Consider the following 16,224-nt stretch of genomic DNA (forward strand, 5'->3'; position numbering starts at 1 on the left):
CGCGGGTCCGGCCGGTGCTCGCGTGCCCCCGCGGGCCCGGCCAGTGCTCCGGAGGCGCCCCCTCCGCGGGCCAATTCGCCGAAGGCGCCGCACCGCAACCCGATGCGGCCGTACGGTGGTTGGGGGCGTTGCAGATCTTGCCGTGCCGAGGGAAGGAGCCGAGGCCATGGAGCGTGAGATCCCGGACGGCGAGCCGGTGACCCGCGGCGGCATGTCCGGCCGCGTCCCCCTCGCCGTGGTCGTCGTGGACGGCGACGGCCTCGTCTCCCACTGGAGCACCGGCGCACGGCGCCTGTTCGGGTACGCGCGGGAGGAAGCCGTCGGCCACCCGGCCGGTGACCTGCTGCCCGTCTCCGGCGCCCTGCCGCGGGACGGCGGCGCCCACGGGGAGTACGACGCGCTCGGCCCCGACCTCGGCAGCTCCCTGGACGGACGGCTCTCCTACCCCGCCGCCGGCCGCGCCCGCCTGACCGCGCCGACCCCCGGGCGCGAGCGCATCGACGTCCTGTGGTGGGCCTACCCGCTCGTCGGCCCCGGCCCGGAGCGGCTGCTCGTGCTCGCCGCCGACGCCACCCGCCTCGCCGTCGCGGGCGACCCGGACACCGACCGGGTGGAGCGCATAGCGCCCGGGTTCGCGCTGCACACCGACTTCCCCGGAGCCGACGAACTCGCGCGCCGCCTCCCCGAGATCCTGCCGAGCATGAGCGTCGGCGAGAGCGCCCGCATCGCCGCCCAGGTCCTCGAACTGGGCTATCCCGTCCTGGAGTTCAGCCAGCACGACCGCGTGCCCGTCACCCCCGACTGGGGCGTCCCGCGCCGCGCCGAGCGCCGGGCCCGCAGACAGCGCGCCGAGGCGGCCGCCGCCGCCGGACAGGCGCCCCCGCCCGCGGCGGACACCGACGACGGCGAGGACCTCGAATACGCGGCGGTCCGCGAGCGCCTGGAGTTCCTGAACGAGGTCAGCGGGCGCATCGGCACCTCACTCGACCTGTCCCGCACCATCGTCGAGGTCAGCAAGGCCGTCGTGCCGCGCTTCACCGACGTCGCCGGCACCTATCTGCGCGAGCAGGTCGTCGCGGGCGAGGGCTTCCCCGAGGGCCCGCCCGACGAGACCACCCTGTGGCACCGCGTCGCCGTGGAGCACACGGACGAGCCGGGCCGCTGGGACGACGTCGTGCCCGTCGGCGAGTCCATGCCGTTCCCCGCGCACACCCCGTTCTTCCAGTGCATGACGTCGGGCGACCCCGTCCTCGTACCGCGCATCACCGAGGAGATGGGCAACGCCATCGCCTCCCAGTTCGAGAAGCGCGACATCCGGCCGCTGATCAACCACCGCTCGATGCTGGTGGTGCCCCTGAAGGCGCGCAACGTCGTCCTCGGCTTCATGATCCTGCTGCGCCACCGCGAGCGGCCCGTCTTCAACGACATGGACCGCGTCACCGGCGCCGAACTGGCCGCCCGCGCCGGGCTCGTCCTGGACAACGCCCGCATGTACACGTACCAGGAGTCGGTCGCCGACACCCTCCAGGACAGCATGCTGCCGCAGATCCAGCCCCGGATGTCCGGCTGCGACATCGCCACCCGCTACCTCCCGGGCACCCTGCTCGGGCGCGTCGGCGGCGACTGGTTCGACTCCGTCAAACTCCCCGGCGCCCGCACCGCCCTCGTCGTCGGCGACGTCATGGGACACGGCCTGAACTCCGCCGCCATGATGGGCCAGTTGCGCACGGCCGTGCAGACCATGGCCGCCCTCGACCTGCCGCCCGCCCAGCTCCTGCGCAACCTCGACGACCTCGCCCAGCGGCTCGGCGAGCACTACCTGGCGACCTGCCTGTACGCGGTGTACGACCCGATCGCCGGTGAGCTCCAGCTCGCCAACGCCGGCCACATCCCGCCCGTCCTGGTGCGCGCCCTCGACGGCCGCAGCGAACTGCTCGACCTGCCCACCGGCGCGCCCATCGGCGTCGGCGGCGTGCCGTTCGAGTCGGTGCGGGTCCGGGTCGCGCCCGGCGACCGCCTGTTGATGTGCACCGACGGCCTGGTCGAGGTGCGCGGCGAGGACATCGGCGTGGGCCTCGCCACCCTCGTCGAGTCGGCCGCCCACCCCGCCGCCGCCATGGACGACGCCTGCGACACGATCATCCGCGCCCTCGCCGCGACCTTCTCGGAAGCGGGCCGCGGCGGCCGCAAGGACGACGTCGCCCTGCTGATGGCCCGGCTGAACGGCGTGGCCTCCGCCGACGTCGGGCACTGGCGGCTCGCGCCCGACCCCAGCGAGGTCAGCAGGGCCCGCGACCTGGTCCGCGGCCAACTGCGCAGCTGGGGCCTCGACGCCATCAGCGACACCGCCGTGCTCCTGGCCAGCGAACTGGTCACCAACGCCGTGCGGCACGCGCACGGCGGCCGCATCGGCCTGCGCCTGGTCCGCTCCGACCGGCTCCTGTGCGAGGTCGAGGACGACGACGCGACCCTGCCGACGCTGCTCAGCGCGGGCCCCGCCGACGAGTTCGGGCGCGGCCTGCGCATCGTCACCAGCCTCGCCAAGGAGTGGGGCACCAGCCGGACGAGCACGGGCAAGACCGTGTGGTTCGAGCTGTCGTCGCCGCGCCGGTAGCCGCGCGCGCCGGGTCGCAGGACCGCCGGACCGCGCGGTCGGGACGCGCGCAGGGCCGCGCCGGGGTCCGCGCGCCCGGGTCGCGGGGCCGTGTGCGGGCGCACGCGGGGGGAACGCGCCTCGAAAGCGCCGTGAAGGTGTGCGCGTGCGGCTTGTCGGGCGCCGCCCCGAGCGGTAGACCGATCTTGTCGCCGCGTTCGGCGGCGCTTGTCGCACCCCGGGGAGCTGGCATGGGCGTCACCAGTCGGTATCAGGAGGCCTGGGAGGGCTTCTGGAGCGAGGCACCGCCGGAGCCGGGCGGCGTCTTCTGGGACTCCGAACCCGCCCTCACCGCGGGCATCCACCTGGCCCTGTTCGAACCCCACCTGACGGCGCCCGACCTGCCCATGGTGGACCTCGGCTGCGGCAACGGCACCCAGACCCGCTTCCTCGCCGACCGCTTCCCGCGCGTCCTCGGCGTCGACCTCGCGGCCGCCGCCGTCGACCACGCCCGGCACGCGGACCCCGCGGGCCAGGCCGAGTTCCGCCAGCTCGACGCGGCCGACAAGAGCACGGCCGAGCAACTGCACGCCGAACTCGGCGACACCAACGTCTACATGCGCGGCGTACTGCACCAGTGCGAGCCCGCCGACCGGCAGCCGCTCATCGACTCCGTCGCCGCCCTGACCGGGGAGCGCGGCCGGGCCTGCCTGGTCGATCTTGCCGAGGCCGCCGGGCCCGTGCTGCGCGACCTGGTGCAGGGCGCCGGGGGCCCGCCGCCCAAGCTGGCGCCCGTGTTCGCGCACGGCATCGCGCCGGGCGAGGTGGCCGACGCCGCCGTCCCGGAGCTGGTGCGCTCGGCGGGTCTGACGGTGCTGGCCGCCGGTTCGCTGCCGCTGACCACGACCGAGTACAGAGCGGACGGCACCCGCATCGAACTGCCCTCGAAGTGGCTGGTCGTGGGCCGCACCGGGGCCACCTCCTAGCGCGGGACCACCTCCTGGCGCCGGGGCCCTGGCAGCGGCGCCCGCTCACGCAGGAGTGGGCGACTCCGGGAGCCGGGCCTCCGCGCGCATGCCCATGACCACCACGGTGATCACGCAGAACGCGACGACCGTCTCCGCCCAGAGGAACGCGATGTAGTCGAGCAGGGAGCCGATGGGCGGCGCGCCCGGTGCGGTGTTGCGGAAGGCCGCGAGGGCGAAGAGCGTCGCCGCCATCCAGCCGAGCGCGGGCCACGTCAGGCCCTTCTTCCTGCTCAGCAGGAACCACGCCCCGATGAGGACGGCGACGGCGAGCGCCCACATGGCGGCCATCATGAACACCGCGAAGATGAGCACGCTGGTGGAGCGCTCCAGGCCCAGGTCGAACACCGCGACCCCGTCCTCGTCGGACGCCTCGACCGAGGTCGCGAACAGCGCGTCGTTGTTGGACAGCGTCATCCGGACCGGGACGGCCTCGCCGCCCCGCACGGCGCCGAACTCCAGGGCGGCGTCGTAGGCGTCGAACGGATAGTCCGTGATGGATCCCGCCGTCAGGGTGACGGGCACGTCCACGGTCGAGATCCGGCTGTGGGCCGGGAAGGTGAGGTCCCCGCGCGTCGAGGCCGCCGTCTGGAGCGTGAGGGTCTCGGCGGGGGAGATCCCGCCGGCCTCCGCCAGGTCGCCGCGCGGGGTCACCAGGAGCCGCAGGACCAGTTCACGGCCCGCCGCGTCGACCCGCTGGACCGACGCCTCGATGTCCACCCGGTCGGGTGCCGGGTCGCCCGCGCGGTAGCGGGTGTCCAGGGCGTGCCGTTCGCCGAACTGGAGCCACACCCCGAAGGCGACGGCCGCCGCCACGGCGAGCAGGACGAGCCCTGAGAGCAGAGTCCTGCGGCGGGACGGGGGGAGGCGTCGGATGACCACAGCCGCTCCAGAGGGTGGGACGGACGGTCAGTCGACCGGCTCGCCGGGCTGGTCGTGCGTGGCGCAGTGGATGCCACCGCCGCCGGAGGCGATGGTGTCGATCTCGACCTGCACGATGTCGCGCTTGGGGAAGTGCTCCTGGAGGATGCTCTTGGCGCGCTTGTCGGCCTTGCGGTCGCCGAACCGCGGCATGAACACGGAGTCGTTGGCGACGTAGAAGTTGGCGTAGGTCGACACGAAGTCGTCGCCCTCGCCGGTGATCCGGTCCAGGTCGGGCTGCGGCAGGTCGATGATCTCGAAGCGGCGGCCCTTGGCGTCGGTGGCCTTGCTGAGCACGGACTTCGCCTGGTCGGCGGAGCGGGACCAGGAGTCGGCGGGCATGCCGGGGAACGCCCGGTCCAGGAGCACCACGCCGGGCGCGGTGAACCGGACGAGGCTGTCCACGTGCGCGTCGGTGATGTCCTCGCCGCGCACGCCCGCGAGCCAGATCACCTTCTCGACGCCCAGGGTCTCCTTGAGCTCGGCCTCGATCCGGTCACGGCTCTTGCCGCGGTTGCGGTTGTCGTTGACGATCGAGCTCTCCGTGATCAGGAGCGTGCCCTCGCCGTCGGTCTCGAAGGAGCCGCCCTCGGAGACCAGGGGCGCCTTCTCACGGGGGATGTCGTACTTCGACAGGAGCGTGCGGCCGACCCGGCCGTCGTTGGTGTGCTCCTGCTTGTTCCCCCACCCGTTGAAGTTGAAGTCGACGCCGACGACCTCGCCGTCCTCCTCCACGAACACCGGGACCGTGTCACGCGCCCACAGGTCGTCGACGGCCAGGGGGATGACCTCGACGTCGCGCCCGCACGCCCGCTGGGCGGCCTTGACCTGGTCGGGCCGGGCCATCATCACCACGTACTCGTACTCGCCGATGGCCCGCGCGATGCGGGCGATGTCCTCCCGTACGTAGGGCAGGTCCTCCTCCCACACCGACTCCAGGGCGGGCCACGACATGAAGGTGCGCGCGTGGCTCTCCCATTCGGCGCCCAGGCGCCGCCCCTCGGCCTCGGTGTCCGCGCCGGCGGTGCCCGCGGCCTTCGTCTCGCCGGATCCGCCGGGCCCGCAGGCCGCGGAGCCGAGGACGACGGCGCCGATACCGGCGAGCGCGCGCAGGGCGGAGCGGCGGGAGGGGCGCATCGAGGCGAGGGGGGAGGCCGGGGCGAGGCGGGCGTGGGGGGTGAGGCGGGACACGGTGAACTCCGATCATCGTGATGGTCACAAGCTAGCCGTCGCCTAGGTGGGGCGCTCGACGAGCGCGGCGCGGACGGCGGTGCCGTACCGGGAGCGGCCGGGTGACGCGCTGCGCCAGGGGGTGCGGCCCCGTCGCCGTGGCCGCGCTGTCACTCTGGCATGGACTGAAAATTCAGTCAAAGAGACAGGTGGTGGGCACGGGGCCGGGGTCCGTGCGGCTCGCATGGGCCCCGGCCCCGCCCGTCGGCCGAGATCACCGGGCCCGAACCGGCCCGGTAGGGTTCGGACCCATGGCGCCTCGCACCACCCAGATCCTCGAAGCCGCCGCACGGCTGATCGCCCGTCGCGGAGTCCGCGGCCTGCGCGTCGAAGAACTCGCCGCCGAGGCGGGCGTCTCCACCGGGCTGATCTACTACCACTTCAAGGACCGCACCGGGATCCTGCGCCGCACCCTGGAGTTCATCAACGACCGCGCCGAGCGCTACACCACCGGCCGCGACCCCGAGGCGGCACCCCTCGCGCCGCGCGAGGAACTGGAGGAGGTCCTCCTCCTGGAACTCCAGGACACCTGCGAGGTCAGGGAGAACAGCTCCGCCTGGGGCGAACTGCGGGCGAGTGCCGTCTTCGACGAGGTCCTGCGCGAGGACCTGGCCCGGGCCACGCTGGTGTGGGTGCAGGAGGTCGCCGTCCTGCTCGGCCGGGTGCAGCCGACGGCCCCGGCGCCCGCCCTGGCCGCGGCCGGTGAACGGCTCACGGCGCTGCTCGAAGGGCTCAGCGTGCGCTGGCTCAGTGGCGGGATGCGCCTCGATCACGCGCGGGACCTGATGCGCGGCGCCATCGACGCCGAACTGGCGCTGCTGCTGCGGAAGTAGCGCCCGGGTGCGTCCCGTCGGCAGCGACAACGCGCTCCAGAGTCGTGGCTGAAAATTCAGTCGGCCCACTCCTGCTGCTTGTGCCCGCCGCTGACACCCGCCGCACGCGCCCGGCCGCCGCCGTCCGCGCCCGGCGGCGGCATCCAACTGCCTCACCCAGCAGCAGCCCGTGTGACGGCCTGAGCGGCGGGCTCGGGGGAGAGGTCTAGGCCGGGGCGTTCCGTACCGCGTAGCGTGACGCCGTGTGAAGATCTTTACCTCGGACCGGCGGTGCCCACGGGCCGGGTGAGCGGTGCTGATGCCGCTCCCCGCGCCCACGCCTCCCACGTACCGCCACGCACCCAAGGCTGGAGCTCATGAAAATCCTCATCAGCGCCGACATGGAGGGCGCCACCGGCGTCACCTGGCCCGCCGACGTGCTGCCGGGCACGCCGCAGTGGGAGCGGTGCAGGTCGATGTTCACCTCGGACGTGAACGCCGCCGTGCTCGGGTTCTTCGACGGCGGCGCCGACGAGGTGATCGTCAACGAGGCGCACTGGACCATGCGCAACCTGCTCCTCGAACAGCTCGACGAGCGGGCCGAGATGCTCACGGGAAGGCACAAGTCGCTGTCCATGGTCGAAGGCGTCCAGCACGGTGACGTGGACGGGATCGCGTTCATCGGATACCACGCGGGCGCGGGCATGGAGGGCGTCCTCGCGCACACCTATCTGGCCAACCAGATCACCGGCGTGTGGGTCGACGGCGTGCGCGCCAGCGAGGGCCTGCTGAACTCGCATGTCGTCGCGGAGCACGGCGTCCCGGTGGTCCTCGTCACCGGCGACGACCTGGCCTGCGAGGACGCACTCGGCTACGCCCCCGGCGCGCTGAAGGTCGCGGTCAAGGACCACGTGTCGCGGTACGCGGCGGTGTGCCGCACCCCCGCGCGCACCGCCGCCGACATCAGGGCCGCCGCCAAGGACGCGGCGGCCCTCGCCGTGCGGCACGAGCCGGTGGTGGGCGGCCCGCACACCGTGGAGGTCGAGTTCGACGCGGAACACCTGTCGATGGCCGCGACGGTGGTTCCCGGCGTGCGGCGCGTGGCGGAACGGAAGGTCGCCTACACGAGCGACACCATGTACGAAGGCATCCGCACGTTCAAGGCGGTCACCACGATCGCCTCCGCCGCTGTCGAGGAGCAGTATGGCTGAGCAGGTCGACCCGCAAGCACTGGACGAGGTCGTCCGGTTCACCTCCGACCTCATCCGCATCGACACCACCAACCGGGGCGACGGCGCCTGCCGCGAGCGCCCCGCCGCCGAGTACGTCGCCGAGCAGCTGGCCGGGGCGGGCCTCGAGCCCACGCTCCTGGAGCGCACGCCGGGCCGCACGAACGTCGTCGCCCGGATCGAGGGCACCGACCCGTCGGCGGACGCGCTGCTCGTCCACGGGCACCTGGACGTCGTCCCGGCCGAGGCCGCCGACTGGCGCGTGCACCCTTTTTCGGGCGAGATCGTCGACGGCGACGTGTGGGGGCGCGGCGCCATCGACATGAAGAACATGGACGCGATGATCCTCGCGGCCGTCCGCGGCTGGGCGCGCACGGGCGTGGCGCCGCGCCGGGACATCGTGATCGCGTTCACCGCCGACGAGGAGGCCAGCGCCCTCGACGGCTCCGGGTACCTCGCCGACGAGCACGCGGACCTGTTCGAGGGCTGCACGGAGGGCATCAGCGAGTCCGGGGCGTTCACGTTCCACGACGGCCGGGGCAACCAGCTCTACCCGATCGCGGCGGGCGAGCGCGGCACCGGCTGGCTCAAGCTCACCGCGCGCGGCACCGCGGGCCACGGCTCCAAGGTGAACCGCGCCAACGCCGTCAGCAGGCTCGCCGCGGCCGTCACCCGCATCGGGGAGCACCGCTGGCCGGTCAGGATCACCCCGACGGTGCGGGCGGCCCTGGTCGAACTCGCCGGGCTCTACGGCCTGGAGGCCGACCCGGACGCCCCCGGCTTCGACGTCGACGCGTTCATGGAGAAGCTCGGCCCCACCGCCGCCCTCGTCGAGCCGACGGTGCGCAACAGCGCCAACCCGACCATGCTCCAGTCCGGGTACAAGGTCAACGTGGTCCCGGGTGAGGCCACGGCCTATGTGGACGGCCGATATGTGCCGGGCGGCGAGGAAGAGTTCCGCGCCACCCTTGACCTGCTCACCGGACCGGACGTCGACTGGGAGTTCCACCACCGGGAGGTGGCGCTGCAGGCGCCGGTGGACACCCCCACGTACGCCAGGATGCGGGCGGCCGTCGAGGAGTTCGCGCCGGAGGGCCGCGTCCTTCCGTACTGCATGTCGGGAGGCACGGACGCCAAGCAGTTCTCGCGGCTCGGCATCCGCGGCTACGGCTTCTCGCCGCTGCGGACGCCGGAGGGCTTCGACTATCAGGCCCTCTTCCACGGAGTGGACGAGCGGGTGCCGGTCGAGGCGCTGCACTTCGGCACCTGGGTGCTCGACCGCTTCCTGCGCACGGCCTGACCGACCTTTGGGGGAGATGAACGACATGGCGAAGACCACGCCGTACGGCTCGTGGCGGTCCCCGATCGACGCCGCGCTCGCCGCGGCCCACGACGGCCACCCCGCCTTCGTCGGCTTCGTGGGGGACGAGGTCTGGTGGACCGAGCCACGGCCCACCGAGGGCGGGCGGCGGGCGCTGGTGCGGCGTCGCCCGGACGGGTCCGAGGAGTCGGTGCTGCCCGCGCCGTGGAACGTCCGCAGCCGCGTCATCGAGTACGGCGGCCTGCCCTGGGCCGCCGCCGCGCGGCCCGGTGATCCGCGCGGGCCGCTGGTGGTGTTCGCCGACTTCACCGACCAGCGCCTGTACGCCCACGAGCCCGACGCCCCCGAGGTCGAGCCCAGACCCCTGACCCCGCTGTCCGGCGTCGGCGGCGGCCTGCGCTTCGCCGACCCGCGCGTCCACGCGGACCGCGGCGAGGTGTGGTGCGTCCTGGAGGAGTTCACCGGCGACGCGCCCACCGACGTGCGGCGCGTGGTGGTCGCCGTCCCCCTGGACGGCTCGGCCGCCGAGGACCGGTCGGCGCTGCGCGAACTGTCCGACGGGCGGCACCGCTTCGTCACCGGGCCGCGGCTCTCCCCGGACGGCACCCGGGCCGCCTGGCTGGCCTGGGACCACCCGCGGATGCCGTGGGACGGCACGGAACTCCTGGTCGCCGACGTCGTGGACGGCGCCTTCGCGGGCGCCCGGGTGCTCGCGGGCGGCCCGGAGGAGTCGATCGCGCAGGCCGACTGGGGGCCGGACGGGCGGCTGTTGTACGCCAGCGACCGCTCCGGCTGGTGGAACCTGTACCGCGCGGAGCCCGAGGGCACGGCGAGCGCGCTCTGTCCGCGCGAGGAGGAGTTCGGCGGGCCCCTGTGGCAGCTCGGCCTCAGCTGGTTCGCGCCCCTGGACAGCGGTCTTGTCGCCGTCGTGCACGGCACCGGCGCCACCGCGCTCGGCGTCCTCGACCCGGAGACCGGCGAGGTCGTCGACGCGGCGGGCCCCTGGTCGGAGTGGTCCGCCTCGCTCGCCGTCCACGGCACCCGCGTCGCGGGCATCGCCGCCAGCCCCCGCAGCGCCTACGAGGTCGTGGAGCTGGACACCCGCACCGGCAGGGCCCGCGTCATCGGCGCCGCGCACGACGACCCGGTCGACCCGACGTACTACCCCGAACCCCAGATCCGCACCTTCCTCGGCCCCGCAGGACGCGAGATCCACGCCCACATCTACCCGCCGCACCATCCCGGCCACGTCGCCCCCGGCGACGAACTGCCGCCCTACGTGGTGTGGGCGCACGGCGGCCCCACCACCCGCGCCCCCCTCGTCCTCGACCTGGCCATCGCCTACTTCACGTCGCGCGGCATAGGCGTCGCCGAGGTCAACTACAGCGGCTCCACGGGGTACGGCAGGGCCTACCGCAACCGGCTGCGCGAGCAGTGGGGCATCGCCGACGTCGACGACTGCGCGGCCGTGGCGCTCGCCCTCGCCGACGAGGGCACCGCCGACCGGGCGCGGCTCGCGATCCGCGGCGGCAGCGCGGGCGGCTGGACCGCGGCGGCCTCCCTGACCACGACCGACGTGTACGCCTGCGGCACCATCATCTACCCCGTCCTGGACCTCGCCTCCTGGCAGGACGGCCAGACCCACGACTTCGAGTCGCGCTATCTGGAGACGCTGGTCGGCCCCTACGCCGAGGTGCCCGGCCGCTACGAGGAACGCTCGCCCGCCCGGCACGCCGAGCGCATCACCGCGCCGTTCCTGCTGCTCCAGGGCCTCGACGACGTGGTCTGCCTGCCCGCGCAGTGCGAGCTGCTGCTCGAACGGATGCAGCGGCGCGGGGTGCCGCACGCGTACATCGCCTTCGAGGGCGAGGGGCACGGGTTCCGGCGCGCGGACACCATGATCAGGGCCCTGGAGGCCGAACTCTCCCTGTACGCGCAGGTGTTCCGCCTCGACCCGGCGGGCGGCACGCCCACGCTGGAGCTCGCCAAGTGAGCGGATCCGAGGAGCCCTTGTCCGAGCAGCCCGTGGCCAAGGAGACCGTGGCCGGTCCGAGGCTGACCGTGCCGCCGCCCGCACCCCCGCCCGCGCCCTCGGTCGCCCTGCCGCCCCTGGTCCGGCCGCCCCGCCTCGTCCCCGGCGACCGCGTCGCCGTCGTCGCGCCCAGCGGGCCCGTGCCCGAGCACCGGCTCGAAGCGGGCCTCGACATCCTGCGCGGCTGGGACCTGGAGCCCGTCGTCGCGCCCCACGTCCTCGACGTGCACCGGGAGTTCGACTACCTCGCGGGCGAGGACGCCGACCGGGCCAGGGACCTGGAGCGGGCCTGGCGCGATCCGTCGGTGGCGGGCGTCCTCTGCGCGCGCGGCGGCTACGGCGCCGCGCGGATGGTGGAGCTGATCGACTGGAACGCCCTGCGCGCCTTCCCGCCCAAGGTGTTCCTCGGGTTCAGCGACATCACCACGCTGCACGAGGCGATCGCGCGGCGCCTCGGCGTCGTCACCCTGCACGGGCCGATGGTGGCCGCGTCCGACTTCCTGAAGAACGCCCGCGCCCAGGAACACCTGCGGCTCACCCTCTTCGAGCCGGAGGCGGTCCAGGTCATCGACTCGCCCGGGCTGCCCCTCGTCGGCGGCCGGGCCCGCGGGGTCACCTTCGGCGGCTGTCTGTCGCTGCTCGCCGCGGACCTCGGGGTGCCGGGGACGCGGCTGCCGGCGCGGGGCGGGCTGCTGTTCCTGGAGGACATCGGCGAGGAGCCCTACCGGCTCGACCGGTACCTCACCCAGCTCCTGCGCGCCGGACAACTCGACGGCGTCACGGGCGTCGCCCTCGGCTCCTGGGAGGAGTGCGGCCCCTACGACGCCGTGCGCGCGGTCCTGCGCGACCGGCTCGGGGGCCTCGGCGTGCCGGTCGTGGAGGAGTTCGGGTTCGGCCACTGCGAGGGGGCGCTGACGATCCCGTTCGGGGTGCCGGGGGAGCTGGACGCGGAGACGGGGACGCTGCGCCTGGACACACCGGCGCTGGGGGAGCGCACGGCCTGACGTCACCCGAACGGCCCACCTCGTCCCGCCCCCGGCGACACCCACCGCGCGGGATCCCGTGCCACTGCCCATCCTGGACCCGGGGGAGCGGCCGACGCTCCGACGGAACGGAAGGGTCCAGACATGAGCCCCAAGAGCTCCACGGGCGGCTCCACGAGCCCCTCGAAGGGCGGCGTGGGCGCGCTGATGACGCCCGGCAGAGTGACCGTCGCGTTGATCGCCCTCCTCACGCTCGTCTTCATCTTCGAGAACACCCGCAGCACCAAGATCCGGCTCCTGATCCCGGAAGTCACCGTGCCGCTGTGGATGGCGCTGCTCGGCACCGGCCTGATCGGCGCCCTGTGCGGGGCGTTCTTCGTCAGCCGCCGCAAGTGACGGCCCGCCGGGGCGCGGCCCGCGGGCGGGCGCGACCGGGGGCGCTGCCGCCACCGGCCGCCGGGTAGCGTGGCCGGATGCCGCACACCCGTCCCGCCGCGCTCGCCGAAGGCCCCCGCGTGGGCATACGCCCCTACACGTACGAGGACGCCGCCGAGTTCACCGCCCGGGCCAGGGAGAGCGGTGCGCTGCACCGGCCCTGGCTGTTCCCGCCGACGACGGACGAGACCTACGCGGCGTACGCGCGCGTGCTCATCGAGGACCCCACCAAGGCCGGCTTCCTCGTGTACGACCGGGCCGACGGCGCCCTCGCGGGGTTCATCAACATCAACAACATCGTCGAGGGCGGCTTCCGGTGCGGGGCCCTCGGCTACGGCGCGTTCGCGCACGCGGCGGGGCGCGGGCTCATGGGGGAGGCGCTCGGGCTCGTCGTGGGCCACGCCTTCGGGGAGCTGCGCCTGCACCGCCTGGAGATCAACGTCCAGCCCCGCAACACCGCCTCCATCGCGCTCGCCCGCCGCGCGGGCTTCCGCCTCGAAGGGTTCTCCCCCCGCTTCCTGTTCATCGACGGCGGCTGGCGCGACCACCAGAGGTGGGCCCTCACCACGGAGATGACGGAGATGACGGCGGCCGGAGGCCATTGAAAGCAGCCGCTCGGGTCACGGAGGATGAGCGGCATGCGAACTGTTGTGATCATCGACGCGCCCTCCAACCTGGGCCTGCGTCCGCCCGCCCCGGGCACCGTCCCCGGCTGCTACAAGCTCGCCGGAGCGCTGCGCGAGCGCGGCATCCTGCGCCGCCTCGACGCCGTGGAGGGCGGCGTCGTCGTACCGCCGCGCTACGACCGCGGCGACTGGAAGGAGGGCGACGGCGTCTTCAACGCCGCCGCCATCGCCGCCTACACCCCGAAGCTCGCCGACCGCATCGAGCGGCATGTGCGCGCCGGTGACCTGCCCGTCGTCCTCGGCGGCGACTGCTCCATCCAGCTCGGCGCGTCCCTCGCGCTGCGCCGGATCGGACGCTTCGGCCTCGCCGCGATCGACGCCTCCGCGGACTTCCGCCACCCGGGCAACTCCGACCGCGTCGGCGCCGCGGGCGGCGAGGAGCTGGCCCTCGCCACCGGCCGCGGCCAGCGCGACCTCTCCGACATCGAAGGGCTGAGCCCCTATCTGCGCGACGAGGACGTACGGCTCTTCGGGATGCGCGACGAGGACGAGGACCGGTCGGAGCTCGGCGAGCTCGGCATAGCCACCGTCACCGTCGGCGAACTGCGCCAGTGGGGCGCCGACGACGTGGCCCGCTCCGCCGTCCTCAGCCTGGAGCACGACACCCTGGAGGGCTTCTGGGTGCACCTCGACGCCGACGTCCTCGACCCCGCCGTGATGCCGGCCGTCGACAGCCCCGACGCGGACGGCCTGCACCCCGACGAACTCCTCGCGCTCCTGCGCCCGTTGGTGCGCTCCCCGCGCTGCATCGGCCTCAACGTCACGATCTACGACCCCGACCTGGACCCGGACGGCACCGCGGGCGACGTCCTCACCGACGTGGTCGTGGCGGCCTTCGCGGAGTCCTGACCCCCTCCGAGCGGGATCCGTGCGCGAACCTGACCGGCGAAAGCCCTGGCCGGAGCGGGGCCGAGCGTGTTCCATGGTCGACGGAGGACCGGGGGCGCACAGCGTCCTCGAACTGAGGAGGATGCCTTGGCGACGACCGTGCGACGCGACACCACGACCCTGCCGGCCGCCGAGTTGGGGCCGGAGAACCCGCTGCCGCCGCTCAAGCCGCTCGACGCGGCGCACGGCCTCGACGACAGGGACCTGCGGGGGCTGCCGCGCGACATGGCGCGGCAGCTCGGCTACGAACCGCTCCGGTCGGTGCTGCCCGCGCGCGTCCGCGACGGCTACGGCCGCGAGCGGACCGCCACGTCCTTCGACACCCTCGTCATCGAGAACACCCGGCTGCGCGTCACGGTCCTGCCCGGCCTCGGCGGCCGGATCCACTCCCTCTTCCACAAGCCGACCGGCCGTGAACTCCTCTACCGCAACCCGGTGTTCCAGCCCGCCGACTTCGCGCTCAACGGCGCCTGGTACTCCGGCGGCATCGAGTGGAACATCGGCGCCACCGGCCACACCGCCCTGTCCTGCGCGCCCCTGCACGCCGCGCGCCTGACCGCGCCCGACGGCGGCGAGATGGTGCGCCTGTGGGAGTGGGAGCGGCTGCGCGACATCCCCTTCCAGGTCGACCTGTGGCTGCCGGAGGACTCCGACTTCCTGCACGTCGGCGTGCGGATCCGCAACCCCCACGAGCGGCCCGTGCCCGTCTACTGGTGGTCCAACATCGCCGTGCCCGAGGAGCGCAGGGTCCTCGCCCCCGCCGACGAGGCCTGGCACTACGGCTACGCGCGCACCCTGCGGAAGGTGCCGGTGCCCGAGCACGACGGCGTGGACCGCACCCGGCCGCCGCGCGCCGAGTTCCCCGCCGACTACTTCTACGACGTCCCGGACGGGGCGCGCCGCTGGATCGCCGCCCTCGACGAGGACGGGCACGGCCTCGCGCAGACCTCCACGCCGACGCTGCGCGGCCGCAAGCTCTTCGTGTGGGGCACCGGCACGGGCGGGCGCCGCTGGCAGCGGTGGCTCACCGAGCCCGGCACCGGCGGCTACGCCGAGATCCAGGCCGGGCTCGCGCGCACCCAGCTGGAGCACGTACGCCTCGACGCCGAGAGCGAGTTCGCATGGCTGGAGTCGTACGGGCCGCTCACCGCCGACCCGGACGTCGTGCACGGCGCCGACTGGGCGGCCGCGCGCGGCGAGGCCCAGGCACGGCTCGAACAGGCGCTGCCCGCCGCGGCCGTGGACGCCGCCTACGACCAGTGGCGGCCCCGCGCCGACGCCGAGCCGGAGGAGACCCTCGCCGTCGGGTCGGGGTGGGGCGCCCTCGAAGTCCTGCGCGGGCAGTACAAGCTGCCCGGCACGCCCTTCGCCGAGGCCACGCTCGGCCCCGAACAGGAGCCGTGGCTGGAGCTGCTGCACAGCGGGGCGGTGCCGGAGCCCCGCAGGGTCGGGCCGCCCGGGCCCACCCTGGTCGCCCCGCACTGGCGGGACATGCTGGAGACCGCACCCGCGCGGCCGCACGCCGAGTACCACCTCGGCGTCGCCCAGTGGCACGCCGGTGACCTGGCCCAGGCGGTGCGCAGCTGGGAGCGCGGCCTGGAACTCGCCCCGTCGCGTTGGCCGTTGCTGCGCTGCCTCGCCGTCGCCGACCAGGAGTCGGGACATGTGGAGCGCGCCGCCGACCGGTACGCCGAGGCCTTCGACGACCTGTGTGCCGAGCGCCGCGACGACGGCGTGGTGTGGTCCGCGGCGACCGCCGCCCTCGGCCGGGAGGCCATCGGCGCCCTCGTGGCCGCGGGGCGCGCGGAGGCGGCGCGGAGCGTCTGGGACCGCCTGCACGCGCACACGCGTCAGACGGGCCGATTCCGGCTGATCGAGGCCCAGTTGCTCCTCGCGGAGGGCGAACTCCGCGCCGCCCGCGCCATCTTCGACGAGGGCTTCGAGGTGGCCGACCTCCGGGAAGCCGACGAGGTCATGGGCGAGGTGTGGGCGGCGGTGTCGGACGAGCCCCTGCCGGAGAGGTACGACTTCCGGATGCGGCCGTGAGGGTGCCCGTGCGGTGATCCGGG

The 16,224-nt window shown here is 74.1% G+C and carries 13 protein-coding genes; 11 read left to right on the forward strand and 2 right to left on the reverse strand.

Translation table 11 applies throughout. The features are described 5' to 3' along the window. The first annotated feature begins 166 nt into the window (after positions 1-166). Positions 167-2,614 carry a SpoIIE family protein phosphatase gene (locus AB6L24_RS37115; RefSeq protein ID WP_405662942.1) on the forward strand — a complete coding sequence of 816 codons (2,448 nt, stop codon included), beginning with the start codon at positions 167-169 and terminating at the stop codon, positions 2,612-2,614. 230 nt (positions 2,615-2,844) lie between these two features. Next, entirely contained in the window at positions 2,845-3,579 is a 735-nt protein-coding gene (locus tag AB6L24_RS37120; protein ID WP_405662944.1) for a class I SAM-dependent methyltransferase, read from the forward strand. Between the two features lie 45 nt (positions 3,580-3,624). On the opposite strand, the gene AB6L24_RS37125 is transcribed toward AB6L24_RS37120, so the two are convergent. Further along, a complete protein-coding gene (locus tag AB6L24_RS37125; protein ID WP_405662946.1) occupies positions 3,625-4,500 on the reverse strand; it encodes a DUF4436 family protein in 876 nt (291 codons plus the stop codon). Positions 4,501-4,527: 27 nt separating this feature from the next. Beyond that, a complete protein-coding gene (locus AB6L24_RS37130) occupies positions 4,528-5,676 on the reverse strand; it encodes an agmatine/peptidylarginine deiminase (protein WP_405663608.1) in 1,149 nt (382 codons plus the stop codon). Between the two features lie 344 nt (positions 5,677-6,020). Between AB6L24_RS37130 and AB6L24_RS37135 the strand changes: the two genes are divergently transcribed. From AB6L24_RS37135 to AB6L24_RS37175, 9 genes are all read left to right on the forward strand, one after another. Next, positions 6,021-6,602 (forward strand): TetR/AcrR family transcriptional regulator, encoded by a 582-nt coding sequence (locus AB6L24_RS37135; protein WP_405662948.1) that lies wholly within the window; start codon positions 6,021-6,023, stop codon positions 6,600-6,602. A 356-nt stretch (positions 6,603-6,958) separates the two neighbouring features. Continuing rightward, the gene (locus AB6L24_RS37140; protein ID WP_405662950.1) at positions 6,959-7,792 is read left to right on the forward strand and encodes a M55 family metallopeptidase; all 834 of its coding nucleotides are present in this window, start codon (positions 6,959-6,961) and stop codon (positions 7,790-7,792) included. Beyond that, positions 7,785-9,110: a M20/M25/M40 family metallo-hydrolase gene (locus AB6L24_RS37145; RefSeq protein ID WP_405662952.1), complete on the forward strand. Its 1,326-nt coding sequence runs from the start codon at positions 7,785-7,787 to the stop codon at positions 9,108-9,110. The genes AB6L24_RS37140 and AB6L24_RS37145 overlap by 8 nt, the downstream gene beginning before the upstream one ends. Before the next feature lie 16 nt (positions 9,111-9,126). After that, positions 9,127-11,124 carry a prolyl oligopeptidase family serine peptidase gene (locus tag AB6L24_RS37150; protein WP_405662954.1) on the forward strand — a complete coding sequence of 666 codons (1,998 nt, stop codon included), beginning with the start codon at positions 9,127-9,129 and terminating at the stop codon, positions 11,122-11,124. A 107-nt stretch (positions 11,125-11,231) separates the two neighbouring features. Continuing rightward, complete coding sequence (locus tag AB6L24_RS37155) at positions 11,232-12,167, forward strand: LD-carboxypeptidase (RefSeq protein WP_405663610.1); 936 nt, start codon at positions 11,232-11,234, stop codon at positions 12,165-12,167. Between the two features lie 123 nt (positions 12,168-12,290). Next, complete coding sequence (locus AB6L24_RS37160; protein WP_405662956.1) at positions 12,291-12,542, forward strand: hypothetical protein; 252 nt, start codon at positions 12,291-12,293, stop codon at positions 12,540-12,542. 77 nt (positions 12,543-12,619) lie between these two features. After that, the gene (locus AB6L24_RS37165; protein ID WP_405662958.1) at positions 12,620-13,186 is read left to right on the forward strand and encodes a GNAT family N-acetyltransferase; all 567 of its coding nucleotides are present in this window, start codon (positions 12,620-12,622) and stop codon (positions 13,184-13,186) included. A gap of 33 nt (positions 13,187-13,219) precedes the next feature. Next, positions 13,220-14,116, forward strand: a complete 897-nt coding sequence (locus AB6L24_RS37170; protein ID WP_405662961.1) for an arginase family protein — start codon at positions 13,220-13,222, stop codon at positions 14,114-14,116. Between the two features lie 126 nt (positions 14,117-14,242). Then, positions 14,243-16,201 carry a DUF5107 domain-containing protein gene (locus AB6L24_RS37175; RefSeq protein WP_405662963.1) on the forward strand — a complete coding sequence of 653 codons (1,959 nt, stop codon included), beginning with the start codon at positions 14,243-14,245 and terminating at the stop codon, positions 16,199-16,201. Positions 16,202-16,224 lie beyond the last annotated feature (23 nt).

The sequence above is a fragment of the Streptomyces sp. RK9 genome (assembly GCF_045070545.1).
Lineage (GTDB): Bacteria > Actinomycetota > Actinomycetes > Streptomycetales > Streptomycetaceae > Streptomyces > Streptomyces alboflavus.

Coding starts and splice junctions, on each gene's coding strand:
- AB6L24_RS37115 (WP_405662942.1), top strand. CDS start 167: ATGGAGCGTGAGATCCCGGACGGCGAGCCGGTGACCCGCGGCGGCATG.
- AB6L24_RS37120 (WP_405662944.1), top strand. CDS start 2,845: ATGGGCGTCACCAGTCGGTATCAGGAGGCCTGGGAGGGCTTCTGGAGC.
- AB6L24_RS37130 (WP_405663608.1), bottom strand. CDS start 5,676: ATGCGCCCCTCCCGCCGCTCCGCCCTGCGCGCGCTCGCCGGTATCGGC.
- AB6L24_RS37135 (WP_405662948.1), top strand. CDS start 6,021: ATGGCGCCTCGCACCACCCAGATCCTCGAAGCCGCCGCACGGCTGATC.
- AB6L24_RS37140 (WP_405662950.1), top strand. CDS start 6,959: ATGAAAATCCTCATCAGCGCCGACATGGAGGGCGCCACCGGCGTCACC.
- AB6L24_RS37145 (WP_405662952.1), top strand. CDS start 7,785: ATGGCTGAGCAGGTCGACCCGCAAGCACTGGACGAGGTCGTCCGGTTC.
- AB6L24_RS37150 (WP_405662954.1), top strand. CDS start 9,127: ATGAACGACATGGCGAAGACCACGCCGTACGGCTCGTGGCGGTCCCCG.
- AB6L24_RS37160 (WP_405662956.1), top strand. CDS start 12,291: ATGAGCCCCAAGAGCTCCACGGGCGGCTCCACGAGCCCCTCGAAGGGC.
- AB6L24_RS37165 (WP_405662958.1), top strand. CDS start 12,620: ATGCCGCACACCCGTCCCGCCGCGCTCGCCGAAGGCCCCCGCGTGGGC.
- AB6L24_RS37170 (WP_405662961.1), top strand. CDS start 13,220: ATGCGAACTGTTGTGATCATCGACGCGCCCTCCAACCTGGGCCTGCGT.